At 51.7% G+C, this 24,811-nt stretch carries 23 protein-coding genes and 1 tRNA gene; 15 read left to right on the top strand and 9 right to left on the bottom strand.

The annotated features are described in order from the left end of the window. The first annotated feature begins 238 nt into the window (after positions 1-238). The 5 genes from JJD41_RS11005 to JJD41_RS10985 all read left to right on the top strand — a co-directional run bounded on the left by JJD41_RS11005 (position 239) and on the right by JJD41_RS10985 (position 4,978). Positions 239-1,606 (top strand): UDP-N-acetylmuramoyl-tripeptide--D-alanyl-D-alanine ligase, encoded by a 1,368-nt coding sequence (locus tag JJD41_RS11005; RefSeq protein ID WP_370583787.1) that lies wholly within the window; start codon positions 239-241, stop codon positions 1,604-1,606. A gap of 12 nt (positions 1,607-1,618) precedes the next feature. After that, on the top strand, positions 1,619-2,176 hold the full coding sequence (locus JJD41_RS11000; protein ID WP_200665954.1) for a 3'-5' exonuclease: 558 nt from the start codon (positions 1,619-1,621) through the stop codon (positions 2,174-2,176). A gap of 102 nt (positions 2,177-2,278) precedes the next feature. After that, a complete protein-coding gene (locus JJD41_RS10995) occupies positions 2,279-2,833 on the top strand; it encodes a sigma-70 family RNA polymerase sigma factor (protein WP_200665953.1) in 555 nt (184 codons plus the stop codon). A gap of 4 nt (positions 2,834-2,837) precedes the next feature. Continuing rightward, positions 2,838-3,620 carry an anti-sigma factor gene (locus JJD41_RS10990; protein ID WP_200665952.1) on the top strand — a complete coding sequence of 261 codons (783 nt, stop codon included), beginning with the start codon at positions 2,838-2,840 and terminating at the stop codon, positions 3,618-3,620. Positions 3,621-3,841: 221 nt separating this feature from the next. Beyond that, positions 3,842-4,978, top strand: coding sequence for a DUF4394 domain-containing protein (locus JJD41_RS10985; RefSeq protein ID WP_200665951.1), 1,137 nt, complete (start codon positions 3,842-3,844; stop codon positions 4,976-4,978). An 18-nt stretch (positions 4,979-4,996) separates the two neighbouring features. Here the strand turns inward: JJD41_RS10985 and JJD41_RS10980 are convergent, their stop codons facing one another. Further along, positions 4,997-6,376: a transposase gene (locus JJD41_RS10980; RefSeq protein ID WP_200665950.1), complete on the bottom strand. Its 1,380-nt coding sequence runs from the start codon at positions 6,374-6,376 to the stop codon at positions 4,997-4,999. Positions 6,377-6,393: 17 nt separating this feature from the next. On the opposite strand from JJD41_RS10980, the gene tnpA reads away from it, so the two are divergent. From tnpA to JJD41_RS10950, 6 genes are all read left to right on the top strand, one after another. Continuing rightward, a complete protein-coding gene (tnpA, locus tag JJD41_RS10975) occupies positions 6,394-6,843 on the top strand; it encodes an IS200/IS605 family transposase (protein WP_234488586.1) in 450 nt (149 codons plus the stop codon). A gap of 242 nt (positions 6,844-7,085) precedes the next feature. Then, entirely contained in the window at positions 7,086-8,219 is a 1,134-nt protein-coding gene (locus tag JJD41_RS10970) for an ABC transporter ATP-binding protein (RefSeq protein WP_200665949.1), read from the top strand. Between the two features lie 206 nt (positions 8,220-8,425). Next, complete coding sequence (locus tag JJD41_RS10965) at positions 8,426-9,559, top strand: ABC transporter substrate-binding protein (RefSeq protein ID WP_200665948.1); 1,134 nt, start codon at positions 8,426-8,428, stop codon at positions 9,557-9,559. Positions 9,560-9,693: 134 nt separating this feature from the next. Beyond that, entirely contained in the window at positions 9,694-10,608 is a 915-nt protein-coding gene (locus JJD41_RS10960; RefSeq protein WP_168568163.1) for an ABC transporter permease, read from the top strand. Between the two features lie 133 nt (positions 10,609-10,741). Beyond that, positions 10,742-11,590: an ABC transporter permease gene (locus JJD41_RS10955; protein ID WP_200665947.1), complete on the top strand. Its 849-nt coding sequence runs from the start codon at positions 10,742-10,744 to the stop codon at positions 11,588-11,590. Positions 11,591-11,755: 165 nt separating this feature from the next. Then, entirely contained in the window at positions 11,756-11,896 is a 141-nt protein-coding gene (locus JJD41_RS10950) for a hypothetical protein (protein ID WP_200665946.1), read from the top strand. A 15-nt stretch (positions 11,897-11,911) separates the two neighbouring features. Here the strand turns inward: JJD41_RS10950 and JJD41_RS10945 are convergent, their stop codons facing one another. From JJD41_RS10945 to JJD41_RS10930, 4 genes are all read right to left on the bottom strand, one after another. Beyond that, positions 11,912-12,436: a TolB family protein gene (locus tag JJD41_RS10945; RefSeq protein ID WP_200665945.1), complete on the bottom strand. Its 525-nt coding sequence runs from the start codon at positions 12,434-12,436 to the stop codon at positions 11,912-11,914. Between the two features lie 27 nt (positions 12,437-12,463). Beyond that, on the bottom strand, positions 12,464-13,030 hold the full coding sequence (locus JJD41_RS10940; RefSeq protein WP_200665944.1) for a TolB family protein: 567 nt from the start codon (positions 13,028-13,030) through the stop codon (positions 12,464-12,466). A 96-nt stretch (positions 13,031-13,126) separates the two neighbouring features. Further along, on the bottom strand, positions 13,127-13,930 hold the full coding sequence (locus tag JJD41_RS10935) for a Ycf66 family protein (RefSeq protein ID WP_200665943.1): 804 nt from the start codon (positions 13,928-13,930) through the stop codon (positions 13,127-13,129). Between the two features lie 222 nt (positions 13,931-14,152). Beyond that, positions 14,153-14,272 (bottom strand): photosystem II reaction center X protein, encoded by a 120-nt coding sequence (locus tag JJD41_RS10930; RefSeq protein ID WP_168568171.1) that lies wholly within the window; start codon positions 14,270-14,272, stop codon positions 14,153-14,155. Between the two features lie 296 nt (positions 14,273-14,568). Between JJD41_RS10930 and JJD41_RS10925 the strand changes: the two genes are divergently transcribed. Then, the gene (locus JJD41_RS10925; RefSeq protein ID WP_200665942.1) at positions 14,569-14,853 is read left to right on the top strand and encodes a YggT family protein; all 285 of its coding nucleotides are present in this window, start codon (positions 14,569-14,571) and stop codon (positions 14,851-14,853) included. A gap of 88 nt (positions 14,854-14,941) precedes the next feature. Here the strand turns inward: JJD41_RS10925 and accC are convergent, their stop codons facing one another. Then, complete coding sequence (accC, locus tag JJD41_RS10920; RefSeq protein WP_200665941.1) at positions 14,942-16,291, bottom strand: acetyl-CoA carboxylase biotin carboxylase subunit; 1,350 nt, start codon at positions 16,289-16,291, stop codon at positions 14,942-14,944. A 363-nt stretch (positions 16,292-16,654) separates the two neighbouring features. Between accC and JJD41_RS10915 the strand changes: the two genes are divergently transcribed. Further along, positions 16,655-16,736, top strand: a tRNA-Leu gene (locus tag JJD41_RS10915). A 228-nt stretch (positions 16,737-16,964) separates the two neighbouring features. Beyond that, a complete protein-coding gene (locus JJD41_RS10910; RefSeq protein WP_200665940.1) occupies positions 16,965-18,230 on the top strand; it encodes an RNA-guided endonuclease InsQ/TnpB family protein in 1,266 nt (421 codons plus the stop codon). A gap of 25 nt (positions 18,231-18,255) precedes the next feature. Here JJD41_RS10910 and clpB read toward each other — a convergent pair whose 3' ends face one another. The 3 genes from clpB to rfbB all read right to left on the bottom strand — a co-directional run bounded on the left by clpB (position 18,256) and on the right by rfbB (position 22,767). After that, entirely contained in the window at positions 18,256-20,877 is a 2,622-nt protein-coding gene (clpB, locus tag JJD41_RS10905) for an ATP-dependent chaperone ClpB (protein ID WP_200665939.1), read from the bottom strand. A 453-nt stretch (positions 20,878-21,330) separates the two neighbouring features. After that, a complete protein-coding gene (locus tag JJD41_RS10900) occupies positions 21,331-21,483 on the bottom strand; it encodes a hypothetical protein (protein WP_200665938.1) in 153 nt (50 codons plus the stop codon). Positions 21,484-21,663: 180 nt separating this feature from the next. Beyond that, positions 21,664-22,767, bottom strand: coding sequence for a dTDP-glucose 4,6-dehydratase (gene rfbB / locus JJD41_RS10895; RefSeq protein ID WP_200665937.1), 1,104 nt, complete (start codon positions 22,765-22,767; stop codon positions 21,664-21,666). A 172-nt stretch (positions 22,768-22,939) separates the two neighbouring features. Between rfbB and JJD41_RS10890 the strand changes: the two genes are divergently transcribed. Continuing rightward, complete coding sequence (locus JJD41_RS10890; RefSeq protein WP_234488585.1) at positions 22,940-24,664, top strand: CapA family protein; 1,725 nt, start codon at positions 22,940-22,942, stop codon at positions 24,662-24,664. Positions 24,665-24,811 lie beyond the last annotated feature (147 nt).

The raw sequence follows: 24,811 nt of genomic DNA, 5'->3' as shown, positions 1-24,811 counted from the left end.
CGCCTGCTTTCGAGACGGCCCCCGTCGCCAAGGCCGACGATTGCCCCGAACAAAAAAGAAAAAAGAGGTTTAAATCTTTATTCTACCCCAGGAGAAAGACGATCGCGATGGGCAAAGCTCCGATCTGAGGGGAAAGGCGATCCTGAGCAGACCGTCCCGGCCATACCATTGAGATAATACAATCGAATGCGATTGGAGTGTGATTGGAATGGGTGGCCAGATGGGCGATTTTTTGAGTGTGAGTGAATTGGTCGCCGTGACCGGAGGAATCGCGAACCGTCTCGATCCGGGGCTGTTGGGGCGATCGCCGCACGGGATCGTCACCGATACGCGCGGCTTGCACGGCGGCGAGGTCTTTCTCGCCTTACGCGGCGATCGGTTTGACGGTCACGACTTCGTAGAAACTGCATTGACGAAAGGGGCGATCGCCGCGATCGTGGAGAAGTCCTGGACGGGAGGGGATCCGCAATGGCCGACGATCGCCGTCAACGATACCTTAGAAGCCTATCAGGCGATCGCCCGGGAGTGGCGCGATCGCTTTAGTATTCCCGTCGTCGGCGTCACCGGATCCGTCGGCAAAACCACCACGAAAGAACTGATTGCCGCCGTTTTAGCGGCCTGTAGCGGCGCTCAAGTTCTCAAAACCGAGCGCAACTACAACAACGAGATCGGCGTTCCCAAAACCCTGTTACAACTGCAAGGGACGCACCAGTACGCCGTCATCGAAATGGCGATGCGCGCCTCCGGCGAAATCGCCTTACTCACTCAAATTGCGCGCCCGACGATCGCCGTCATTACCAACGTCGGTACCGCTCATATCGAACGCCTGGGGTCGGAAGCGGCGATCGCCCGAGCCAAATGCGAACTGCTCGAACACCTGCGCCCGGACGGGATCGCCATCCTCAATCACGATAACGCCCGCTTGCTCGACACCGCAGCTCGAGTGTGGTCCGGACGGACCGTGACCTACGGCTTAGACGGGGGCGACGTGCGCGGCGAACTGCCCGACCCGCAAACCTTGCTCGTCAACGGTCACCGCATCCCCTTGCCCCTTCCCGGTCGTCACAACGCCCTCAATACCCTCGCCGCCTTCACCGTCGCCCAAGTCTTGGGATCGAACCTGGAAGCGCTAGAAAAAGGGATCGCCGTGGAACTGCCCGAAGGGCGATCGCGCCGCTACGAAATCGGCGACGATATCGCGATTTTAGACGAAAGTTACAATGCCGGGGTCGAATCGATGGGCGCGGCCCTCGAACTGCTCGCCCAAACCCCCGGTCGCCGCAAAATTGCCGTTTTAGGCACCATGAAAGAACTGGGAGAGCGATCGGCTCAATTTCACGAACGAGTCGGTCAAATCGCCCGTCAAGTCCACCTCGATGCCTTATTTATTTTTGCCGAAGCGACCCAAGCCCAAGCGATGGCGGCGGGGGCGATCGGATTGCCATTTGTCGAAATTTTAGATCCGGACGAAGCCGACGCCCACGACCATCTAGCGCGACGGGTGCGCGAGTTCGCCCAACCGGGCGATCGCATCTTGTTCAAAGCCTCCCACGCCATGCGCCTCGATCGCGCGATCGCCCAACTGACGGCCACTCAAACTCCCTAAATTCCCCCTCCCGTGGTTAAATCCTTCGATCGCCTCTTAATCATCGATGTCGAGTCCACCTGTTGGGCCGGACAACCCCCCGGCGACGCCGAGAGCGAAATCATCGAAATTGGCATCGCCTTGCTCGATCTCGCCTCCGGCGAACCCCTGAGCAAAGATTCCCTCCTCGTCAAGCCGGAACGCTCCACCGTCAGCCCCTTCTGCAAGGAACTGACCACCTTGACTCAAGCTCAAGTTGAGGGCGGATTCTTTTTTAAAGATGCCTGTCGTACCCTCGAACGCCAGTACCAGAGCCGATCGCGCCTGTGGGCGAGTTACGGCGATTACGACCGCCGCCAATTCGAGCGCCAATGTCGATCCCGACAAGTGCGCTATCCCTTCGGCATCAGCCACCTCAATATTAAAGTCCTTTGTGCTGCCCTCTTGGGCTGGAGCGCCCCGGTCGGGATGGATGAAGCCCTCCAACGGCTGGGCCTGCCTTTGGAAGGGACCCACCATCGCGGCGGGGACGATGCCTGGAATATTGCGAAAATTGTCTCAAAGTTGATGCAAGCCACGCGATCGCTGTAGGGAATAAAGTTTGATAGATTGATGTCTAGTCGCTATCAACGGCGATCGCACTCAGGGTGACCAATTCATTAATGCGAATCTGCTGCGCGCATTACAAACAATATGGGGGCTGAACTCTCAGACACCCAACTTTGGCTCGCACTTCAGGAAGGGCAGAGCGAAGCTTTGGGTATGCTTTACAGTCGCCATGCAGGGTTTGTGTATGCGATCGCCTTAAAAACAACCAAGAACACCCAAGATGCAGAAGATTTAACCCATAATATTTTTCTGAATCTGCCCCAGAGTTCTTATAACCCACAACGAGGCTCTTTGAGAACTTTCCTAGGAATTTTGACGCGATCGCGCAGCTTAGATCTGCTGCGATCGCGCGCCAAAACCGAACATACATTATCGATTCATCACCTCGACCTCCATCCCAGTAGCGATCGCCCCGATCGCCAACTTGACCGAGAAGAATCGACCCAACAGGTTCAAAACGCCCTATCGCGCCTCTCCGAACAACAACAGCAAGTCCTCCATTTAGCCTATCGCGACGGATTGAGTCAAAGTGCAATCGCCAAACAACTCAACATCCCCCTCGGTACCGTGAAAACCTGGATGCGACGAGGATTGATCCAGTTGCGTCACAACTTGCAAGATCGGTTGGGAGATCGGTAAAGCCATGAGTTCGTCTATTCCTCCCGAACAACTGCACGATTTAATCGCCGGATACGTTCTCAACGACCTCGACGAAGCGGAAAGTGCTCTGCTTGCACCTTGTCTCGACGATCCCGAAATCATCAAATTAATCGAGCAAAGTCAGCAAGCTCTAGAAACTGCTTACTTTCCCGAACCTATCGATCCCTCACCTCATCTTCGCGATCGAGTGATGAGCAGTTTTGATGGCTCCACGGTTGCGCGCACCGCCCGACAACAACGCTTTTCCAAGGGCGATCGCCGCGTCCCGACCCCACCTCTGCCGATCTGGGTTAAATCCCTAGGAATCGTCGCCGCAACTTTTATTGTCGGACTGAGCATCAGCAATTACCTGCTGTGGCGATCGCTCCAACTTCAAAAAACTCAAATCAACCAACCCTCTAATGCCCTCATCTTCTCCCTTCAACCCGCCACCTCCTTAAACTTTTCACCCAAAGTCACCGTATCCATCGATCGCCAAACCCTCACCGGACATCTGCGGGTTGAAAACTTACCTCCCCTAGCTCCCGGAAAAGTATACGTTCTCTGGACCGTCTTACAACCCGGGGCGCCATTCACCACCGATCGCCATAATGCCATTTTGACCGAAGTCTTCACCACCGACGGTCTCGGTCGCGAAACCCAATCCTTGATCTTACCGAAACCCTTTCAACAAAACGATCTGGTCAAAGCTATCGCGATTACGATCGAGGATGAAAGTGCCCCCCAACAGCATAACTCCACCCCCATACTCATTCAACGGCTGTGACGGTTTCTAACTAATTTGCATTTTTTCTGGATTTTTGAATCCAATTCGCGCTTCTGTTCGTACTCCTTCACGAACAGATATGCGATCGAGTCGTGTTGCTGATTTCACTGACCCATTCATCTGTGATGGGATTGGCAGACCCACCCTGGGTCAGAATTAACCCCCCTGAAATCGTCAATCGTGCTTGGTTGCTGTAGGAAACCGTACGCAAAACAAAGATCGTGGAAACATTTATCGCCTTAACCGACAACAACACCCTTCTTTCCTTCAATCGCAGCAATACTACACAAGTCCGAAGTACCACCGTTACCGGAGTTGAAGGCGCATTACTCGGCATCGATCGCCGTCCTGCCGATGGCTCGATCTACGCCTTGAGTACGGCCAATCATATTTACAGAATCGATCCCAACACCGTCGGAAGTAGTACCACCGAAGCTACCCGTGTCAGTACCCTCTCTCGACCCTTTGAAGCCGGGATCGTCTCTGGCTTCGACTTCAATCCCGTTCCCGACCGTCTGCGCTTAGTCGGCGATAACGACCAAAACTTCCGAATTAATGTTGATACGGGGGAAGTCATTCTTGACGGAATGCTCGCCTTCGAGGGAAGCGATCCGAATGCAGGGGTTAATCCTAATATCACCGCCGCCGCATACACCAACTCCTTTGACGGCACCACTTCGACCCAACTCTACAATATTGACCCCCTGCTCGATACCCTGATCTTGCAAAGTCCTCCTAACGACGGCACTCAAGTGACCGTTGGCAACTTGGGAGTCGATTTCGATCCCGTCGGCGGTTTTGATATTCTCTCGGTTGCTCAAGGAGATAATCGAGCCTTCGCTGTTTCTAATACCACTTTATATTCAGTCAATTTAGAAACGGGAGCCGTCACGGGATTGGGCGAGATCGGCTCCGATCGGACCTCGAACTTACTAGGCTTTACAGTTTTCTCTACCGACACGCTCAACCCTATGAATATGGGTGGTGGGGCCTTCAATTCCCTTCAATATCTCGCCTCTCACCGAGATTTAATTACTGAATTCGGGTTCGATTTAGGGGCTGCCGACCAACACTATACGCAATTTGGGATAGCAGAAAATCGTGCTTTAGATACGTTTGACGAATTGAGTTATCTCGCTTCTTGGGGCGATCTTATCCAAACTTTTGGGTCGAATACCGAGTTGGCGACGGAACATTATATTCGTTTTGGTGCGGCGGAAGGTCGAGGAACGGATTTATTTGATGCAGCAAGTTATCTCAACCGTCACCCAGATTTACAAGCTGCTTTTGGGAGCGATCGGATGGCAGCAACTCGACACTATGTTGAGTTTGGCTTTGAAGAAAACCGCATGATTTGACATTTGTGAATGCTCCGCTCATGACGCTTCGCGTTCATAAGCGGCTTCCCAATCCCATAGTAGAGAGAGGGTGACCGGCATTCTCGGTGTAGCGCAGGAACTTCGGCCTTTCGCTACCTGCCCGTCCTTTCGGCGGGTCAGCTTCAGTTTGTAAGCCAAGTATCGAGCCGCGATATTGTAGCTTGCTGACAGATCGGCGTTGTACCGCTTCCCATTGGCGAATGTCGCTAATTCGTACTGAGTTTTAGAGCGTCGCACCTTGCCGCTGCCGTCAAAAGCCCAAGAGGACGTACCCCGAGCATAAACATACTCGGTTTTACCCCCAACTTCCTGAAACTTCTCCTGTGTCAGTAACACCAGACGGCGATGCAGCCAGCCATGAAACCTCTGCTTCAGGTTTGACCGCTTCATGCCGCCTTTGGGACGCCAGCCCTTCAGGTTTTCAAAGACGATCGTACTGGCTCCATGCTCCAGGGCAAAATTGACGATTTGCCGAGATACCTGCTGGGCAATGTTGGCGTTGATGCCTTTTGCCTTGCGGTACGGAGTCTTAGCAAATCCACGGTGCAACGTTTTGGTCTTTCGCGCCTTTTGTCGGATGATGTTGGCCTGTTTGTCTCGACGGTCGCCGTTCCGCTGGACGCAGGTTCCAGCGGCTGCGGCGACTTCGTCTATGTCAGAGGCCGGATGAATGAACTTCCGTGCCAATACAGTGCCGTCTGGACAAACAATCGAGGCTGTAGCCAGGGTGTTAATTCCCACATCTACAGCGCACACCACATCAGTTTCCCGCTTAGGCGGGACGATTCCGAAGGGTACTGCCAGATGGCAGTGCTTCTGGGAAATGACTAGGTAGGGAGACTTGATGGAGCCGATTAGATGCCGATGCCGTTTGCTGGCAATCGGAATTTCTGCCCAGACCCAATCAGAGCCATTCCAAACCTTAATCCAGGCCACCAGCAGGTGAGCATCGAACTTCACCAACTGCCCTTTGTAGAGTGCCGGATAACATTCGGCATCCACATTAAAAGCAGGTGGCTTAGCATCCCGACGCTTCCGAACTCCTGACTGCCATTCTCGGTATCGAGTCAGATAGGAAGAGACCTGTCCTTTCACCAACTCGATAGCAGCACGACGTAGGTAGGACGGGAATTTGTAGAACCGCTTCTCGAAATAGAGATACTTCGGATCTGGATTCTTGCTGGTGCGATGAATGAGCTTTTCTACTGCCGCACAGAAGCTTTTTGCTGCAACCAGTTCCGGCCAGTGGCCCATGACCACATAGCTCAGAGCTTTGCAGTAAGCCCGGTACTCTTCAACCGTGGCTAAGAGATGAAGTCTCACTTCTGGCGATGGTTGCAAGCCCCATTTGTCAGTGCGTACAATAGCTTTGCTCATAATGAAGTAATTCTAGCATGGAACAGGATTTTACGACCCTGAAGACGAGGAATCACAGTGCTTATAGGCTTTGCTATCACTTGGTCTTATCAATGAAGTATCGTCACCAATGCTTGAACCCAGAGATGCTGGACAGGCTGGAGGTGATATTCACCGATTTGTTGGTCAAGTGGGGAGGAGAGTTGATTGAGTTTGGCGGGGAGCCTGACCATGTTCATCTGCTGTTCGAGGTTGACCCCACAGTTAGGCTCTCTGACTTTGTGAAAAACTTGAAGTCGGTATCAGCCCGAAAAATGCGCCAGGAGTTTGCGCAGCAGCTACGCCCCTTCTACTGGAAGCCTTATTTCTGGAACCGGGCCTACGGACTGATTACGACGGTCGGACGGGCCAATATCGAAACTCTCCTGAAGTACATCGAGAATCAGGATAACCCGCGCCAACTCCGTCCGCCGCTAACTAGCGAATGACGCTTCGCGTTCATTCGTAGGATGCGCGGCGGTTTGGGTCAACCTGACGTACTCCCGACGCCGACTGCTAAGCGGTACGGCGCGGGCTTCTCCTTCCGTTACGGGATTCGCGCTTTACACTGAGGAATTTACACGGCTGCAAGGGGAAATCCAAGGGAAAGCTTACGAAAGCTAAATTCGACGGATAGAATAAACCCAAGTCAGATCCAACCACAGAGGGGCATCATCGCCTGCAAAGAGCCATGACGTTTCAGACTGCTACCCACACCGGAGAAAATACGAGCGATCGCGATGGCATCTTGGATGTCGAATTACGCAAAGTTTTTAAAGTCTTCGATGGCGAAACAGCCGTGCGCGGCGTCGATCTCGATATCCAACAAGGAGAATTTTTTAGCATTCTCGGGCCGTCTGGCTGCGGGAAAACCACGACGTTACGCTTGATCGGAGGATTTGAAACCCCTTCGGCGGGAGAAGTGATGATTCGCGGCAAGTCGATGAATCAGGTTCCTCCCTACCGCCGTCCCGTCAATACGGTATTTCAGAGTTACGCCCTGTTCAACCACATGAGCATTGCCGAAAATATCGCCTTCGGCTTGCGCATCGGACGTCAAAGTAAAGCGGAAATCGAACAGCGCGTTAAAGATGCCTTACACTTGGTGAAAATGGAGTCATTCGCCAATCGTTTTCCCTCGCAGCTTTCCGGCGGTCAACAGCAACGGGTAGCCCTGGCGCGGGCGTTGGTCAACCGTCCGGCGGTGGTCTTACTCGACGAACCGTTAGGGGCGTTGGACTTGAAATTACGCAAGGAAATGCAGGTCGAACTGTCCAATTTACATCGGGATTTGGGCTTGACCTTCGTGATGGTGACTCACGATCAAGAAGAAGCCTTGAGCTTGTCCGATCGCATCGCCGTCATGCACGAGGGCAAAATCGAGCAAATTGGCACGCCTAGCGCCATCTACGAACGTCCCCGAACGGCTTTCGTGGCCGATTTTATCGGCGAAACGAACTTGTTAGCCGGACGGATTGAATCAACAAACGCCACCACTTTACAAATTCGTACCACGAGCGGTTTGAAAATCTCCGTGGAACTCGACGATCCGTGGCAGGGGAACGGCAGTTCGGTGGTGGTCAGCGTCCGACCGGAGAAAATTAATTTGAGTTTGTCGCCGATTGAAGACGAGGGGAACTGTTTTGAAGGACGGCTAAAAAATATTATGTATTTGGGGGCGCACGTCCATTATTTGGTGGAGTTGACGGGCGGCGATCGCCTCACCGTGCTACAGCGCAATAGTAACGAGCCTTTACCTTCCGCAGAAACCCCCATTTACATTCAATGGCTGCCGGAGGACAGTATCGCTTTAAGCCACGGTTAAGCCAGATTCCCACGTTCTACACGACCGGAGAACTCGGCCCGACTCTCGCGTTTCAACAATTGGTACGCTACTGTTAGTAGGCGAAAGGCTAATCAAACCGAACATTCCCTTCGAGCGGGTCTGCCGTTGAGTCTAGCTCGGACGAAAGTCATCCGCTCTTAGTAACCCTTCTTCCCTATTCTGTTAACAATCAATTAAAGACGATAGTGCCTCCCACTGTTCTCAATTCACATCGCCCTTCCCAATTGACCCGAGGCGGGGGAACGCGACGTCAGTTCCTCAAGGCGTCCTCGGCGGCGCTTTCTGGATTGGCCCTGTCGAGTTGTGGCTGGACGTTGGCCAACGTCCAACCGACCGCGCCGACGGATCCAAATAAACTGTATATCTATACCTGGGCGGGCTACACCGATGACGAGCTTCTAGAGCGATTTCGCGAAAAAACGGGCATCAGTGTAGTGGCTGACGTGTTTTCCGATAATGATTCGATGCTCGCCAGAATCCAGGCGGGAGGGGGTGGGTCCTATAGCATCATTTACCCGTCGGATTACATGGTCAATAAGATGGCGGGGTTGAATTTACTGACGCAACTCGATCTCGATCGCCTCGTCGGTCTCGACCGCCTGTTTCCCCGCTTTCAAGATCCTCTCTACGACCCGGGAAATCGTTACAGCGTGCCGATTAGTTGGGGGACCACGGGTCTGGTCTACAATGCCAAACAATTAAACCCCCCTCCCGAAGATTGGGATTATTTATGGGAACAGCGCAATCAATTATCCCGGCGGATTACGTTGATTAACGACGTGCGCGAGGTGATGGGCGCGTCGTTGCGGAGTTTGGGCTATTCTTACAATTCCACCGATGCCGACGAGATTCGCGCGGCTTACGAACATTTGGCCGACCTCAAACCCGCGATCGCCTCGTTTACCACCGATGCGTGGCGCCCGCAAATTCTTACCGGAGACCTGCTCGCGGCGATGTGCTTTTCGGCAGATGCCAGTTTGGTCATGGAAGAAAACCCGGATTTAGACTATGTTTTGCCAAAAAGTGGCTCTTCCATTTGGGGCGATACGTTAGTGATTCCCCAATTTGCACCGAATCCGGATGCGGCTTATCAATGGATTAATTTTATGCTCGAACCGGATGTCGCCGCGTCGATGACCGAACGGTTGAGTTTTGCCACCCCCAATCGAGCCGCGTTCCAACAACTCCCCGAGGAGATTCGCAACAATCCGACTCTGTTTCCTCCCGAAGAAGCGCTCGAAAAAAGCGAAAGTATCCAACCTGTGGGCAAAGCGGCGGAGATTTACGATCTTTACTGGACGCGGTTGACGAGTAGTTAATGGGATTGAAACTCTTGGATTCAAATCGTTGGAGCCGAGGGTTGGAGTCGAGGGTTGGGGCGATCGATCGCCCCAAAATTTAAAATCTAAAATCTTAGATCTAAAATCTAACATCTAACATTCGGGGTAAATTTGTGGCTGTGTCTTCTAAACCATCTCCACCAACCCCTTCGGGTTCGAGGTCTGAAGGAGGAATCGATCGCCTGTCGGCTAAATTACTCGGCCCTCTGGTCTTATTAGGCCCGCCGGGGATTTGGCTGGCGTTGTTATTGGTGATTCCCACCCTAGTCATTTTCGAGTTGAGTTTAGTTCCCGATATTCGTCCGGGAGATTTGGTCATTCCTTCGGGATTGGATAATTATTTCCGCGTTTTCGAGCCACTCAATTTGCAAGTGATCGGGCGATCGCTGTTTTTCGCAACGGGAACTACGCTATTTTGTTTGTTACTCGGATTTCCCGTGGCCTACTGGATTGCGTTACTGTCCCCGCGACGGTGGCGCAATTTAATTTTGCTCGCCTTCGTTTTGCCGTTGTGGACTTCTTCTCTGTTGCGCTCTTACGCTTGGATTACGATTTTGCGACGGACCGGAGTGTTAAATTCGATCGTCACCAGCATCGGCTTACCGCCTATTAATATTCTCAATACCAGTAATGCGGTGATCGTCGGCATGACTTACAGCTTTTTGCCGTACATGGTGTTGATTCTCTATGCGTCGCTGGAAAAACTCGATCGCCGACTGCTCGAAGCGGCTGCGGATTTGGGCGCCAATCCCGTGCAAGCTTTTTGGAAAGTGACGGTCCCGCAATGTTTCACGGGAATTGCGGCGGGTTCGTTACTCGTGTTTATCAGTGGGTTGGGGGATTTTGTCAATCCGGAGCTCCTCGGTGGGGCGTCGAGCATGACCGTTTCTCGGCTGATTTACAATCAATTCCTGGGAGCTACCCAAAATTGGGGCTTTGGGTCGGCTTTAAGTATGGTATTGATTTTATTCGTCAGCGTCGCGATCGCCTTGTTAATTCGATTTGGAGAAGCGAAGCCGAAAACTTGATGGTTTTTAGTCGTTTCGACCGAAGGCGCTCGCCTTTACGGTTCGCAACCGCCACCCCGAAAAGCAGAGGGGGGCGATCGTTCGAGCTTGCTATCGTGATCCCGTGAATCTACCAAATGGAGAAATTTCGCCGATGATAGAGACACCGATCGAGCTACAGGAGGAAATGCCCGAAGATATGCTGCAGCGCAAACCTAAATTTCGCGTCTCCTGGCAATTCGTCTTTGCCGGAGTCATGTTTTTATTCATGTATTTGCCGATTTTGGTGCTGACGGTCTACAGTTTCAACGCCTCGGCGTACAGCGCCAGTTGGGAAGGCTTTACCTTGGAGTGGTATCTTAAATTGTTGAGCGACGGACGGGTTTTACGCGCGCTGCAAAATAGCCTGACGGTTGCCTTTTGTGCGGTGTTTCTTTCGGCCATTCTCGGTACGTTAATGGCGGTCGGGTTAGCTCGCTATCGCTTTCCAGGAAAAAGTTTATATATCGGGATTTCTTACCTGCCGATGATTATTCCCGATATTGCGATCGCCGTCGCCACGTTGGTGTTTTTAGCGGCGGTTCAGATTCGTTTGAGCGTCTGGACGATCGTTGCCGCTCATATTGTCTTTTGTTTGGCTTATATTGCTTTAGTGGTCACTACCCGCTTGGCCGATTTAGACCCCCATTTAGAAGAAGCGGCTCTCGATTTAGGAGCGACGCCAGTAGAAGCCTTTTTTAAGGTGTTATTACCGCAATTGATGCCGGGAATTATTTCGGGATGTCTCCTCGCTTTCGTCCTCAGTATGGACGATTTTTTAATTGCCAGTTTTACCTCGGGTAGTGGCGCGACAACCTTACCGTTAGAAATTTTCAGTCGGATTAGAACCGGGGTGAAACCGGATATTAATGCGTTGAGTGCGCTGTTAATTATCGGGTCGGGGGCGATCGCCTTCGTCGGAGAATTCTTAGCGCGTAAAAGTGAACAGAAAAAATTTCAGTAAAGTTGAAGTGACAGTAAAAATCGATCGTAAGCTCTCGAGTATTTAAGTTGGGTGTTGCGATCGCGAGCCTCTTCGTCGCACCTAGATCGGAGGTTTTATATATCTTCTAATTCTTCGCCGATTTCCACGATCGCACTAGGAACGACAATCCCGTAGGAAGGCTAGATGGCTATTTGTATAGAAACGCCACAAAGCAAACCCATTAATTTACCAATGTTGCTGGAAAATGGCGCGATCGCCAAACTAGATAGTTTTTATACATTACCCCCAGCTTTACGACAATATGCGATCGAAAATCGGCTCTAATTCTCCCCCCGACGATTAGCGCGGCGCGATCGGGATATCGAGGGGTTTTCCAGAACGCTCGTAAACGAGGATATCCCATTGTCCGTTAGCGCTGGACTCGAAGGCGATCGTGCTGCCATCGGCGCTAATGGTCGGGTTGCGGATTTCGGCGTTTAAGTTGTCGGTGAAGTTCTGCAGTTGGCGGGTTTGGCGATCGTAGAGATAAACGTCGGTGCGACCTTCGCGGGTTCCGGCGAAGACGATGTAACGTCCGTCTTGGGTAATCGAAGGGTTGGCGGCGATCGCGTCTAAGCTGTTGAGTCCGGGTACGTCGATCGGTTGGCGGGTTTTACCGTCGAAAAGATAGATATCTTGGCGTCCGAAGCGGTCGGAGGCGAAGACGATGAAGCGACCGCTAATGTTGGGGTGGAGTTCGTCGGCGGGGGAGTTCAAACCGCGACCGCCGCGATCGAAGGGAAAGTTTAAGAGGCGTGGGTAGGTGCTGCAACTTGTCAGCAGACTGGTTAAGGCGACTAGGGGAATGAGGGTTAAGCGCTTCACGAGATCGAAGAGGGGGAAGGGAAACGGCTAAGGGAAACTGACGGAGGTTCCCGGAGTTTGTCCGTCGAGGAGGTCGAGTTCGATCGCCGGACCGCGATCGAGGGTTTCGATGTCCCATTGACCGCGCCGTCCGCTTTCAAAGACGATATAGCGACCTTCCGGGCTGATTTTCGGGCGTCGGATGCCGCCGAGATCGGCTTGGTAGACGACTTGGGAGCCTTGGGTGATGCGATCGTAGACGACGATCGCCCCCCGGCTACGGTTGGCGATCGCGTAGGCGAGGTAGCGTCCGGAGTTCGTCAGGCTCGGACTTTCGGCGATCGCGTCCGGTCGGTTTAAGCCGGAGAGCTGTAAAAACCGCCGTTCTTGCAAGTCATACATAAAAATGTCGTGACTGCCGTTGCGATTGGAGACGAAGGCCAAAAAACGACCGTTGGCGCTTAAGGCGGGTTGAGAGTCGGTGTAGCGACTGTTGACCGAACTCGGCGCTAGGGAGACTTGGGGGGACTCGCAAGCGCCGAGCAACCCCGCCACGATCGCGCCACAAGCGAGACTCAGACCCCGGCGCGTCCAGTGGCGCAGTGTCTTGGTCACAACGGAGGCGTTGCGCGATTCTCCTCCGGAGACCCTACGCGATCGCCTCTTGCCATTTGTGAAATACCCAAAAAGCACCGAATTCGCCTGTGGAGTTTAGTAATCGAAATTCCCGGTATTGTCTTCTTCCTCATCCTCGTTCGGGTCGATCGGTTGATAATCGACATACTCGCTCGGACTCGGTTCGTCCTGCGGTTGGGGAGGACGGCGCGGCGGACGTTCGGATCCGACGTCGTCGGTCGGTCGCGGACGGCGGCGGGTTCTCGATGTCGTACTCGTGCGCCGGGTACTGGCCCGAGGGATATCGCTGCTGTTGGGATCTTCGCTTTCGACCGAGGCATCCATGTCGTCGTAATACCCGTTATTCGGGGGTTCGGGCGATCGCGGGCGACGTCTGCGGGTGCGGCTGTCGGCGGCAGAACTACTACTCGGTCGTCGGGTGGGAGGACGCCGACGCACGTCGTCGTCGTAGTAGGTACTGCGACTGTTGCGCGGATCTTGAGAGCCTTTGATGCGACGCCGCACGGGACCTTCGTCGTAGGGTTCGATCTCGTCGAGTTCGGCATCGACGCGGTAGACGCGGCTCACGGGTCGGTCTTCATCGACAATCGGCGCCTGTCGCTTGGCTTGCGCGGTGGTCACCCCCCGCAATCGGACATTTTCGTAGGCGAAAAAGATCGCCGATCCCCCTAAGAGGATTTGACCGAATTGCATGATCGGGTCGAAGCGCCATCCGTAAAAGAAGAGGATCCCGCCACAGAGCAACGCAACTGCTGCAAAGAATAAATCGTAATCCCGAGATAGTTCCGGACGCCACGATCGCACGGCGTAAAGCAAGGCCCCGCCAATGGCGATCGCGATGCCGACAATACTCGCTAAATTGAGACTAAAATTGACCATCGCCTCTCTCCTACTACCTGTCCTATGGTAGCGAGTCTGCGTTCAAATCTCCACCGCATCGTTGCTGCGATCCGGTTTGGCTTCATTGTATCGGGTCGCGCGATCGCCCCTCGAAGGCGGATTTCTCCCCGGGTTACAAAAAAACCTCAAGTTCTCGGTCGGAGAGGACGCGCGATTCTCCTCCCCTGCCGCAACTTGAGGTCGATCGGTTTCGAGCGCGGTTTAGGAACGGCGTTGAATTTTGTCTTTTTGGCTGATGAAGAACAAACCGCCGAAGATCGCGCCTAAAACTAAAGCGCCCCAAAACAGACTCCAAAATAAATTCGCTAAAGAAGGTGTCATCGTTGTTAAATTCCTCAATCACAAGATTGCCTTTTTTGAATTTTAGTGAAGTTTTACCCCGTTGAGAAGCCTATTTTTCAGAAATCCCCCGGACGATCCCCTCGCCGTTTGACCGGGACGATCGCCGAAAATTACGACCGACAGCCGGGGTTTTAAGGGACGAGAAGGCTTTAATTACCTGATTTTTGGTGTTTTTCCCCCGCGATCGCCCATCTCCCGGTTTGCGGCAATTTTTAGGGGCGATCGCCCGTTAAAATAGAAGTCGATAGCGGTAACAAAACTTAAATATTTGACTCATGAGTTCAGCAGCGATCGCCTCTTGGATTGTCGGCCCCATTTTACTGGTCATGACCTTACTGTTCATCTTGCGGATCGTCCTCACCTGGTATCCACAAGTCGAACTCAACAAACTCCCCTGGAATCTGATCGCCTGGCCCACCGAACCCTTTTTAATTCCCACGCGCAAACTCATCCCTCCCCTCGGCGGCGTCGATATTACCCCCATTCTCTGGGTCGGCATTTTCAGCTTGCTGCGCGAACTGCTGCTAGGTCAGCAAGGGATTCTGACCATGATGATGTAGGAGTTCTAGGGCAAGGGATTGTAGATTGTAGATTGAGAACGTCAAGATTTTGTGGCTGGTGCGGGCATCTTGCCCGCATCGTCAATCCCTACTCTTTACTCATCAATTGCTCCACAAAATTTGTATACACATCCCCCCGACAGAAATCGTCATTTTCGAGAATGCGTTGGTGAAACGAAATCGTCGTCGGTAATCCCGTGATCGCACATTCCCGTAACGCCCGTCTCATGCGGCAGATAGCCGAGGGGCGATCGGGCGCCCAGACAATTAACTTCCCAATCAGGGAATCGTAGTAAGGCGGAATCTCATAATCCGTATAGACGTGGGAATCCATCCGTACTCCCGGACCTCCCGGCGGTAAATAGCCGCTAATTCGTCCCGGATGGGGCCGGAAGTTGCGATCGGGATCTTCCGCATTCACCCGACATTCGATCGCGTGACCCCGTAACTGCACCTGCTCTTGGGTCAACTGCAACTTCTCCCCTTGAGCAATTCTCAACTGTTCGGCAATCAAATCCAACCCCGTAATCATTTCCGTCACCGGATGTTCCACCTGAATCCGGGTGTTCATCTCCATAAAATAGAACTCTCCCGACGCATCTAGGAGAAATTCCACCGTTCCCGCCCCGGTGTAATGAATCGATTTTGCCGCTTGAACCGCCGCATAACCCATTTTTTCGCGCAATTCCGGCGTTAATGCCGGACTGGGAGCTTCTTCGAGTAATTTTTGGTGCCGTCGCTGGATCGAACATTCCCGTTCGCCGAGGTGGATGACATTGCCGTAATTGTCCGCGAGGATTTGGAACTCGATGTGGCGGGGGCGTTCGACGAACTTCTCCATGTAAACCCCCGCATTACCAAACGCCGCTTCCGCTTCCCCTTGGGCGGCGGCAAATGATTTCGGCAATTCGCTTTCACTTCTAACCAGACGCATCCCGCGACCGCCCCCCCCGGCGGTGGCTTTGATAATCACCGGATAGCCAATTTTACGGGCGACGGACAGGGCTTGTTTTTCGTCGGTGAGCAAGCCGTTACTACCGGGAACCGTGGGAACCCCCGCCCGTTGCATGGTTTCTTTAGCAGTGGATTTGTCGCCCATCGCCCGGATGGCGTCCGGGGTCGGACCGATGAAGGAGATTTGATGGTCGGCGCAAATTTCGGCAAAGCGCGCGTTTTCTGCTAAAAAGCCGTAACCGGGGTGAATGGCGGTGGCGTTGTGGGTCAGGGCGGCAGAGATGATATTGGGAATGTTGAGATAGCTTTTGCTGCTGGGGGCTTCGCCGATGCAAACTGCTTCGTCAGCGAGTTGGACGTGCAGGGCTTGGGCGTCAACGGTGGAGTGAACGGCAACAGTAGCAATCCCTATTTCTTCGCAAGTGCGGAGGATGCGAAGGGCGATTTCGCCTCGGTTGGCAATCAGAATTTTAGAAAATTGCATTACTATCGCGCTGGGGTTGACTCGTGGGTGAAAAGAAATGAGAGAAATGAATAGCGGATCCGATCGAACCCGCTCGTGATGCGCCCGATCGCCTGGGCGTCCGGTGCCTAACCGATTATCGTATCACGGAGGCGATCGCAAGGAAGATTTATGATTTTAGATTTTAAATTTTAGATTTTAGATTAAGTTTTTCTTGTAATTACTAAGTATTCGAGCTTTTGTTTGTAGTAATACAATTCTAAAATAATATAGATTTTCTGAAAAAATGCACGAAATTTTCAAAAAAAGGCGATCGCATCGCCGATAGATGTGTTAAAGTACGATCCGGATGCGATACAATAGTAAATCGCAGCAAATCACCGCGCGGATGTGGTGGAATTGGTAGACACGCACGCTTGAGGGGCGTGTGACGCAAGTCTTGCGAGTTCGAGTCTCGCCATCCGCATCGAAGAATAAAAAACCTGTAGGGTGGGCAAATTTTGCCCACCCTACAGGTTTTAACTTTTGAGGGGTTCGGGGAGCGATAAGTCCCGCGCTGTATGCGAAGCATCAGCGTCGGGATCCATGGACTCCCCGAGCTGGTGTCATCCCCACCCTACGGGAAGGGCCAAGCCCTACGATGGGGATGAGACCAGCATTTACAGGCAGCGATAGCCTTTGGTAAACTCCGGCTATGCTGACCATGAACTACACTTACCGAATCGATCCAGACGCCTTGCAGCAGACTGAACTGCGGTCGTGGCTTGAGACATGCAGAGGCGTATATAACTACGCTTTACGCGAACTCAAAGACTGGATTGCTTCGCGTAAGTGTTCGGTAGACCGATGCTCGCTGGAAAAGGAATACATCATTCCCGCCGATGAACCGTTTCCGTCTTACCATCGTCAGCAGAACAACCTGCCCAAAGCAAAGAAGCAATTCCCGCATCTGGGTCAGGTGCATTCTCAGGTGTTGCAGACTACGATTCGCAGACTGCACGATACCTGGGAAGCATTTCAGAAACGGGGATATGGATTTCCGCGTTTCAAAAAGTTCGGTCAATTCAAATCCTTTGTGTTTCCCCAATTCAAGGGCAATCCCATCAATGGCTTCACAATCAAGTTGCCAAAGATCGGGGAAGTACCCATCAACCTGCATCGCCCTATTCCTAACGGGTTCAAGGTGAAACAGGTAAGGGTACTGTCCAGGATACGGGGGACGCAATGGTATGTCGTCGTCACCATTGAATCCGATATATCGGTTCCCGATGCCCCGGTTCACGGTCGGGCGATTGGGATTGACCTGGGATTGGAGCGATTCTTGACCGCTTCCGATCGCTCTTTCCAAGAGCGCCCTAAGTTTTTCAAGTCGATGCAACGCAAGCTGAAATTGCTGCAACGCAGAGCATCACGAAAACAGAAGGGTTCTCAAAACTGGGAGAAGGCACAAATCGAAGTGGCTAGAATGCACCATCGGATTGCGAACCGTCGCAGAGATTTCCATCTGAAAACGGCTCATCAGCTTTGCGACCGGGCGCAAACTATCTTTGCAGAAGACCTCAACGTCAAAGGCTTGACGCGAGGGATGTTGCGAAAAGATTGTGTAGATGCTGCCTTTGGACAATTTCTGTCTCTGACGGAATGGGTGTGCTGGAAACGGGGAGTCTACTTTGCTCAAGTCAACCCCAACGGTACCAGTCAAACCTGTCCCAACTGCCTGGCTACGGTCAGCAAGGGGTTGGAAGTCAGAGAGCATCATTGTCCTGAGTGTGGGTATCGGACTCATCGCGACCATGCTGCAGCAGAGATGGTTTTGCATCGTGGACAAGAAAACGTAGTATCCCAGGGACTCTGGGGAACGGAAACCGCCTGTCAAGTCGGTCTGTCGGGGGTCGATGACCTAGATAAGTGGCGCGGGGCAGGAACACCCAATCGTGAGACTGGGAAGCCCGCGCTGTAATCTTTGATTCAGCTTCGGGAGGATGTCACCGAGAGGTCGTCACTAACTCCGACGGGAGACGTTTGAACGAGAGGCGTTCGTTTTCGACATCGACAAAGATCGAGTCGCCGTCGTTAAATTCGGCGCGTAGAATCGCTTTAGCAATTTGGGTTTCCAACTCCCGTTGGATGGCGCGTTTGAGGGGACGGGCGCCGTAAACGGGGTCGTAGCCAACTTCCGCCAAGAAATCGATCGCCCCTTCCGAGAGTTGAATCGACATCTTGCGGTCCGCCAAGCGTTGCGCCAAGCGACCGAGTTGGAGTTCGACTATTTGACGCAATTGATGTTTCTGCAAACTGTGGAAAATCACAACTTCATCGATGCGATTGAGGAATTCGGGGCGGAAATTGCCGCGCATGGCGTCCATAACCCGCGATCGCATTTCTTCGTACCGGGAATCGTCCCCCGCCAGATCGAGAATGTACTGAGACCCGATATTGCTGGTCATGATAATCACGGCATTTTTGAAGTCCACCGTGTGACCTTGGGCGTCGGTGATGCGTCCGTCATCGAGAATTTGCAGCATGATATTAAACACGTCGGGATGCGCTTTCTCGATTTCGTCGAACAGAATCACCGCATAAGGACGGCGCCGGATCGTTTCGCTGAGTTGTCCGCCTTCTTCGTAACCGACATATCCCGGAGGCGCGCCAATCAAGCGGGAAACGGCGTGTTTCTCCATATATTCCGACATGTCGATGCGGACCATCGCCTCCTCAGTATCGAATAAATAGGCGGCGAGGGCTTTGGCGAGTTCCGTTTTCCCCACCCCGGTCGGTCCGAGGAAGATAAAGCTGGCGACGGGACGGTTGGGGTCGGCGAGTCCGGCGCGCGATCGCTGGATCGCATCGGCGACGGCGGTTACCGCTTCTTCCTGACCGACAACGCGCTGGTGTAGTTCCTCTTCGAGGTGCAGGAGTTTTTCTTTTTCCGATTCGACTAATTTACTAATCGGAATTCCGGTCCATTTAGAAATAATTTCGGCGATGTCGGATTCGGTGACTTCTTCGCGCAGCAGGGTTTGACCGCCTTTTTGATTGGCTTCGAGTTGTCGTTCGGCGTTTTCGAGTTGTTTTTGTAACTCGTTGAGTTTGCCGTATTTGAGCTCGGCGGCGCGGTTGAGGTCGTAGCTGCGTTCCGCTTGTTGAATTTCGATGTTGACGCGATCGATTTCTTCTTTAATGGTTTGAATGTTTTCGATCGTGTCTTTTTCCGATTCCCACTGACTGTTGAGGGTGCGTTGGTGTTCTTTGAGGTTTTCGATCTCTTTGTCGAGGAGTTTGAGGCGGTCTTGGGAGGCGGTGTCGGTTTCGTTTTTTAACGATAGCCTCTCCATTTCCAGTTGGACGATTTTGCGATCGATCTCGTCGAGTTCTTCCGGTTTGGAGGTAATCTCCATTTTGAGTTTAGCGGCGGCTTCGTCTACGAGGTCGATCGCCTTATCCGGGAGAAAGCGATCGCTGATGTAGCGACTGGACAGAGACGCGGCGGCGACGAGGGCATTATCGGAAATTTTAACGCCGTGGTGAACTTCGTAGCGTTCTTTCAAACCGCGCAAGATCGAGATCGTGTCGGTGACGGAAGGTTGATCGACGTAAACCTGTTGGAAACGGCGTTCTAAGGCGGCGTCTTTTTCGACGTATTTGCGATATTCGTCTAGAGTCGTGGCGCCGATACAGCGCAGTTCGCCCCTAGCGAGCATCGGTTTGAGCAAGTTCCCCGCATCCATCGCCCCTTGGGTAGCTCCGGCGCCGACGACGGTGTGAATTTCGTCGATAAACAGGATGACATTGCCGTTGGAGTCGGTGACTTCTTTGAGGACGGCTTTGAGGCGTTCCTCGAATTCGCCGCGAAATTTAGCCCCGGCGATGAGGGCGCCCATGTCGAGGGCGATCAGGCGACGGTCTTTGAGGGATTGGGGGACATCTCCGGCGATGATGCGTTGGGCGAGTCCTTCGGCGATCGCGGTTTTACCGACGCCGGGTTCGCCGATGAGGACGGGGTTATTTTTGGTCCGCCGGGAGAGAATTTGAATGGTCCGCCGAATTTCGTCGTCTCTACCGATCACGGGGTCGAGTTTGCCTTGACGCGCGGCTTCGGTGAGATCGCGGCCATATTTTTCTAAGGCTTGGTATTTCCCTTCGGGATTTTGATCGGTCACTTTTTGGCTCCCTCGCACTTGGGCGATCGTGGTTTTGAGTTTTTGTTCGTCGAGTTGAAATTCTTGATAGAGTCCTTTCCCGAAGCGATCGTCTTTGAGAAAGCCTAAGACGAGGTGTTCGATGGAAATGTATTCGTCTTTATAGGCTTTACGATACTCGTCGGCGCGATCGAGGAGAGTGTCGAGACTGCGTCCGAGAAAGACGGAACTCGACCCGCTTACTTTGGGTTGGCGGTTGATGAATTGTTCGGTGCGATCGCGCAGTTGCTGGACGGGAACTCCAGCTTTATTAAAGATATTGGCTGCCAATCCGGCTCCGTCGAGCAGGGATTTCATGAGATGTTCGCTTTGAAGTTCCTGCTGTTGAGCCTGTTTGGCGAGTTCCGGGGTGGCGGCGATCGCCGCCCAAGCTTTTTCTGTAAATAAATTAGGATTATTAGGTTGCATAAGCTGGCTTCTGACCCGATAACCGTTACAGCTCAATTGTAGGCATTCTGCGGCGATCGCCCGGATCGGTGTTCACGGTAAAAATAGGTAGAATCCCCGTCTCGGGAGTCAGGCGTAGAGGGAATCTCAACTCTAAATTCTCAACGCCTCTGTGTGGTGCGCCCATCTTGCCCGCCGTCGCCCTAGATCTGGCTCGCCCCTCCCAAAAAAGATTTATCCTTTCAATTTAAAATTTAAAATCTAAAATTTAAAATCTAAAATCTAAAATTTAAAATCATAAGAAAAACGAACTAGAGCGAGCGCGCGATTGATTGGAGAGGAGAACCCCAAATCAATCTTTAACAATTCACTCTAATTCGTTCGGGTGATTGGAATGGATGGGTATGTCTTACAGGAAACTAGATTAGGATAAGCAAACAGAAATCAAGAGATATCAACCAATCGTTATTTTTATTAAGACTTGGTATCTTCTCCCTTTTTAGGATGCCAAATTTCACCAGTAAACGGTTGAATTCCGATCGCAGGATAGTTATCGTGGTTAGGGCTAAAAATTTCTAAACTTCCTTCTAAAAGGAAATTGATTGTTTTAGCAACATTGAAAGACATCGGTCTTTCTCCTCAATCAATAAGTTCGTATCTTCATCAAAACGAATCAATATGAACTTCCTATGTCGCAGCGATGAAAATTTAGGGCATTTTTCGACATATCGCCGAGGCTTCCCAAAAGGATGACTCGACGTGCAACAGCGCGATCGCATCATCCAAACTGAGTACAATTGAAGACCATTAAGCATAAACCTGGCGGTAGTAGGCTTGATATTCTTCCGAAAGTAACGGTCGCCACCAAGCTTGATTGTCGAGATACCATCGGATCGTTTTTCTCAATCCTTCTTCCACGGTGACGGACGGTTGCCATCCCAACTCGGTCTTAATTTTTGTGGCGTCGATCGCGTAGCGGCGATCGTGTCCGGGACGGTCTTTCACAAAGGTAATGAGGTCTTCTGCGGGTTTGACGGGCAGATCTACTGCCAATTCGTCCATTAACTGACACAACATTTTTACCAACTCAATATTTTTGACTTCGTTATTGCCGCCAATATTATAATTTTCCCCAGGTTTCCCCTTGTGAATCACCGTATCTAAGGCACTACAATGATCTTCGACATAAAGCCAATCGCGAATATTTTGACCGTCACCATAAACGGGTAATGCTTTCCCCAACAGCATGTTAATGCACATTAACGGAATCAGTTTTTCGGGGAAATGATAGGGACCGTAATTATTGGAGCAGTTGGTGATAATCGTGGGGATATTGTAGGTGTGAAAGTAGGCGCGGGCAAGGTGATCGCTGCCTGCTTTGGAGGCAGAATAGGGGCTATTCGGGGCGTAGGGCGTAGTTTCGCTGAAGGGTGGGTCGTTCGGACCGAGACTGCCGTATACTTCATCGGTGGAAACGTGAAGGAAGAGACCCCCTCTGTCTGAAATTAGCTCTCGATTTTGGGTGTAATGTTGGCGGTAAGCTTCGAGTAAGGTGAAGGTTCCGACGACATTGGTTTCGATGAAGGCGCCGGGACCGAGGATGGAGCGATCGACGTGAGATTCGGCGGCAAAGTGAGCGATGGTATCGATTTGTTCGTCAATTAAAAGGGTATCGACGAGGGCGCGATCGCAAATATTTCCCGCGATGAAACGAAAGTTGTCAAGTCGTTCGAGGGTCGCTAAATTGGCGCGATTGCCTGCATAAGTGAGGGCATCGAGAACCACGACGCGATCGCCCGGATAGCGACGACACCAATGGTGAACGAAGTTCGATCCGATAAAACCTGCCCCGCCTGTAATCAAGATGCGACGGGCAGTTCTCTGTTGAGATGGGGTAGGGGTCGAGGTCATGCAGGCAAATTTTCTGAAGTTATAACAACCATTAGTCTTCTTGCCCAATTAGGGAAGCAAGCCCATTAAAAAATGGAGCTTTTGACCATTGTGCAAGAGGTCTATTTTTAAAATACCGTAACCGAGGGCTAAAGCATGGAAATTTTAAATATTTAGAAAAGTTAAGTGATTTTTGTCCGAATCCTCCGTCTCCACTCGTATGATGGGTAGAGCGATCGCGCAGTGTGAGGAAACAACGGTGGGAAACGAACAAGTTTTTGCGTTAGCTAAGCAAGGCGATCCAACGGCGATTGCCACTCTTCTCAATCGGGTTTTGCAAGGGTATCGCCTCTGTGCTCAAGTTCGTAGAAAAGAGCGTGGCCTCCATATTCTAATCGAGGGCGATCGCGTACCTTCCCCCGGAAATTGCGTGCAATTTATTCGCAAATGCTTGCTGCAATTAGATTTAAAAACTATCGATTCGGTTCGCGTTTACGGACGTCCGCGCGGTTCTCAAAATCCAGTATGGCATCAAGCATTTGAACTCAAGAATTCTGTCAAGAAATCATCAAAAATCGGCGATCGCACCGTCCTTGCAGGGGGTCTTTCTCCACAGAAAAATGAGCGATCGCCCCAGGTAAATTCCGATCGCAAAAGAAATAAAAATAAGCGCAATACCCGATTACAAATGCCCTATTTTGTGGTAGGACTCTTGGGACTTTCGAGTTTGTTAATCGGCAGTAGTTGGGGGGCGATCGCCACGACCGATCGACAGGATCCTTTGCCCTTATTTTCGGCGATCGAAGAAAACTTAGCCAGCGTCACCCTTTCTGTTCCTAAAAACCCCTTAAAAAGCCCAACTTCTGTAACTCCCCTGCAACCCTTAGCGGAAGAAAAACTGATTGCAGACTACAGCCAAGTTGTCAATAACTTCCAAGCCTCCATTCCCAGCACCTCTATTACCATCAAAGCGGTTGGAGATATCGTTCCCGGTACCAACTTTCCCAGTCATAAACTCCCGCAAGATCCTCACAGCTTATTTGCATCGGTCAAACCTTATTTACAAGGTGCCGATCTTCTATTTGGCAACTTTGAAAGTACCTTGACCGAGCATCCTTTTTCTGCCAAAAATGTAAGCGGTTCGATGACCTTTGCTTTTCGCAATCCTCCCGCCTATGCCAAAATCTTAAAAGAAGTTGGGTTTGACGTTCTTAATTTAGCCAATAACCATTCTTTTGATTTTGGCGAAGTCGGGATTCAAGAGACGATCGCCACTTTAAAAGCAGTAGGAATAACGCCGTTAGGGGAAAAAGACGAAATTATTTATTTAACGATTAAAAATATTCCAGTTGCGTTTATTGCTTTTAGTCCTTACGACGCTCACAATTCCCTTCTCGATTTAGCCGCAACCAAAACTTTAGTCGAAAAAGCTGCAAACAATGCGAGTATTGTCATCGTTTCCATGCACGCTGGCGCCGAGGGTTCCGGCGCCGTCCACGTGAGCGATCGAACCGAGATATTTTACGGAGAAAATCGCGGCAATGTGGTTGCTTTCGCCCGGACGGCGATCGATGCAGGTGCCGATTTAGTCTTGGGTCACGGTCCGCACGTTCCCCGAGCTTTAGAACTTTATAAAGGCAAATTAATCGCTTATTCTTTAGGGAATTTTATCGGATATCGAACCTTATCCACAGGCGGAAATCTCAGTTATTCATTAATTTTAGAAACGGAATTAGATATCGAAGGAAATTTAATTGCGGGGAAGGTGATTCCCGTCTATATCCAAGAACCGGGTATCCCCTATATCGACCAATATTTCCGTTCGGTTCAATTCCTTCGCAATTTAATCGAAAGCGATTTTCCCAATACTCCATTGGCGATCGACAGTCGGGGTCAACTGGTGGTAAAAGAACCTTAAGAGAGTTTCGATCGAGAAAATATCAAAAAATCTTGTAGGGGTTTGGTTACCAAACCCCTACTTCTCTAGGTTGGCTTATCAAATCCCTACAAGACCCAATAGAAGCAGAATAGAAACATCGAGAGCGTTGGGGTAACCGGATGGCCG

It is taken from the genome of Oxynema mangrovii CENA135, from assembly GCF_016632315.1.
Lineage (GTDB): Bacteria > Cyanobacteriota > Cyanobacteriia > Cyanobacteriales > Laspinemataceae > Oxynema > Oxynema aestuarii.
Note: the sequence above shows the minus strand (reverse complement) of the source record. Positions and strands in the feature narration are given on the sequence as shown.

Bases quoted from the DNA above. Each gene is read 5' to 3' on its own strand.
- JJD41_RS10990 (WP_200665952.1), top strand. From the start codon at position 2,838: ATGAGTTCGTCTATTCCTCCCGAACAACTGCACGATTTAATCGCCGGA.
- JJD41_RS10935 (WP_200665943.1), bottom strand. From the start codon at position 13,930: ATGGTCAATTTTAGTCTCAATTTAGCGAGTATTGTCGGCATCGCGATC.
- JJD41_RS10995 (WP_200665953.1), top strand. From the start codon at position 2,279: ATGGGGGCTGAACTCTCAGACACCCAACTTTGGCTCGCACTTCAGGAA.
- JJD41_RS10900 (WP_200665938.1), bottom strand. From the start codon at position 21,483: ATGTCTTTCAATGTTGCTAAAACAATCAATTTCCTTTTAGAAGGAAGT.
- JJD41_RS10955 (WP_200665947.1), top strand. From the start codon at position 10,742: ATGATAGAGACACCGATCGAGCTACAGGAGGAAATGCCCGAAGATATG.
- JJD41_RS10910 (WP_200665940.1), top strand. From the start codon at position 16,965: ATGCTGACCATGAACTACACTTACCGAATCGATCCAGACGCCTTGCAG.
- JJD41_RS10950 (WP_200665946.1), top strand. From the start codon at position 11,756: ATGGCTATTTGTATAGAAACGCCACAAAGCAAACCCATTAATTTACCA.
- accC (WP_200665941.1), bottom strand. From the start codon at position 16,291: ATGCAATTTTCTAAAATTCTGATTGCCAACCGAGGCGAAATCGCCCTT.
- JJD41_RS10980 (WP_200665950.1), bottom strand. From the start codon at position 6,376: ATGAGCAAAGCTATTGTACGCACTGACAAATGGGGCTTGCAACCATCG.
- JJD41_RS10925 (WP_200665942.1), top strand. From the start codon at position 14,569: ATGAGTTCAGCAGCGATCGCCTCTTGGATTGTCGGCCCCATTTTACTG.
- JJD41_RS10930 (WP_168568171.1), bottom strand. From the start codon at position 14,272: ATGACACCTTCTTTAGCGAATTTATTTTGGAGTCTGTTTTGGGGCGCT.
- JJD41_RS10970 (WP_200665949.1), top strand. From the start codon at position 7,086: ATGACGTTTCAGACTGCTACCCACACCGGAGAAAATACGAGCGATCGC.
- clpB (WP_200665939.1), bottom strand. From the start codon at position 20,877: ATGCAACCTAATAATCCTAATTTATTTACAGAAAAAGCTTGGGCGGCG.
- rfbB (WP_200665937.1), bottom strand. From the start codon at position 22,767: ATGACCTCGACCCCTACCCCATCTCAACAGAGAACTGCCCGTCGCATC.
- tnpA (WP_234488586.1), top strand. From the start codon at position 6,394: ATGGAACAGGATTTTACGACCCTGAAGACGAGGAATCACAGTGCTTAT.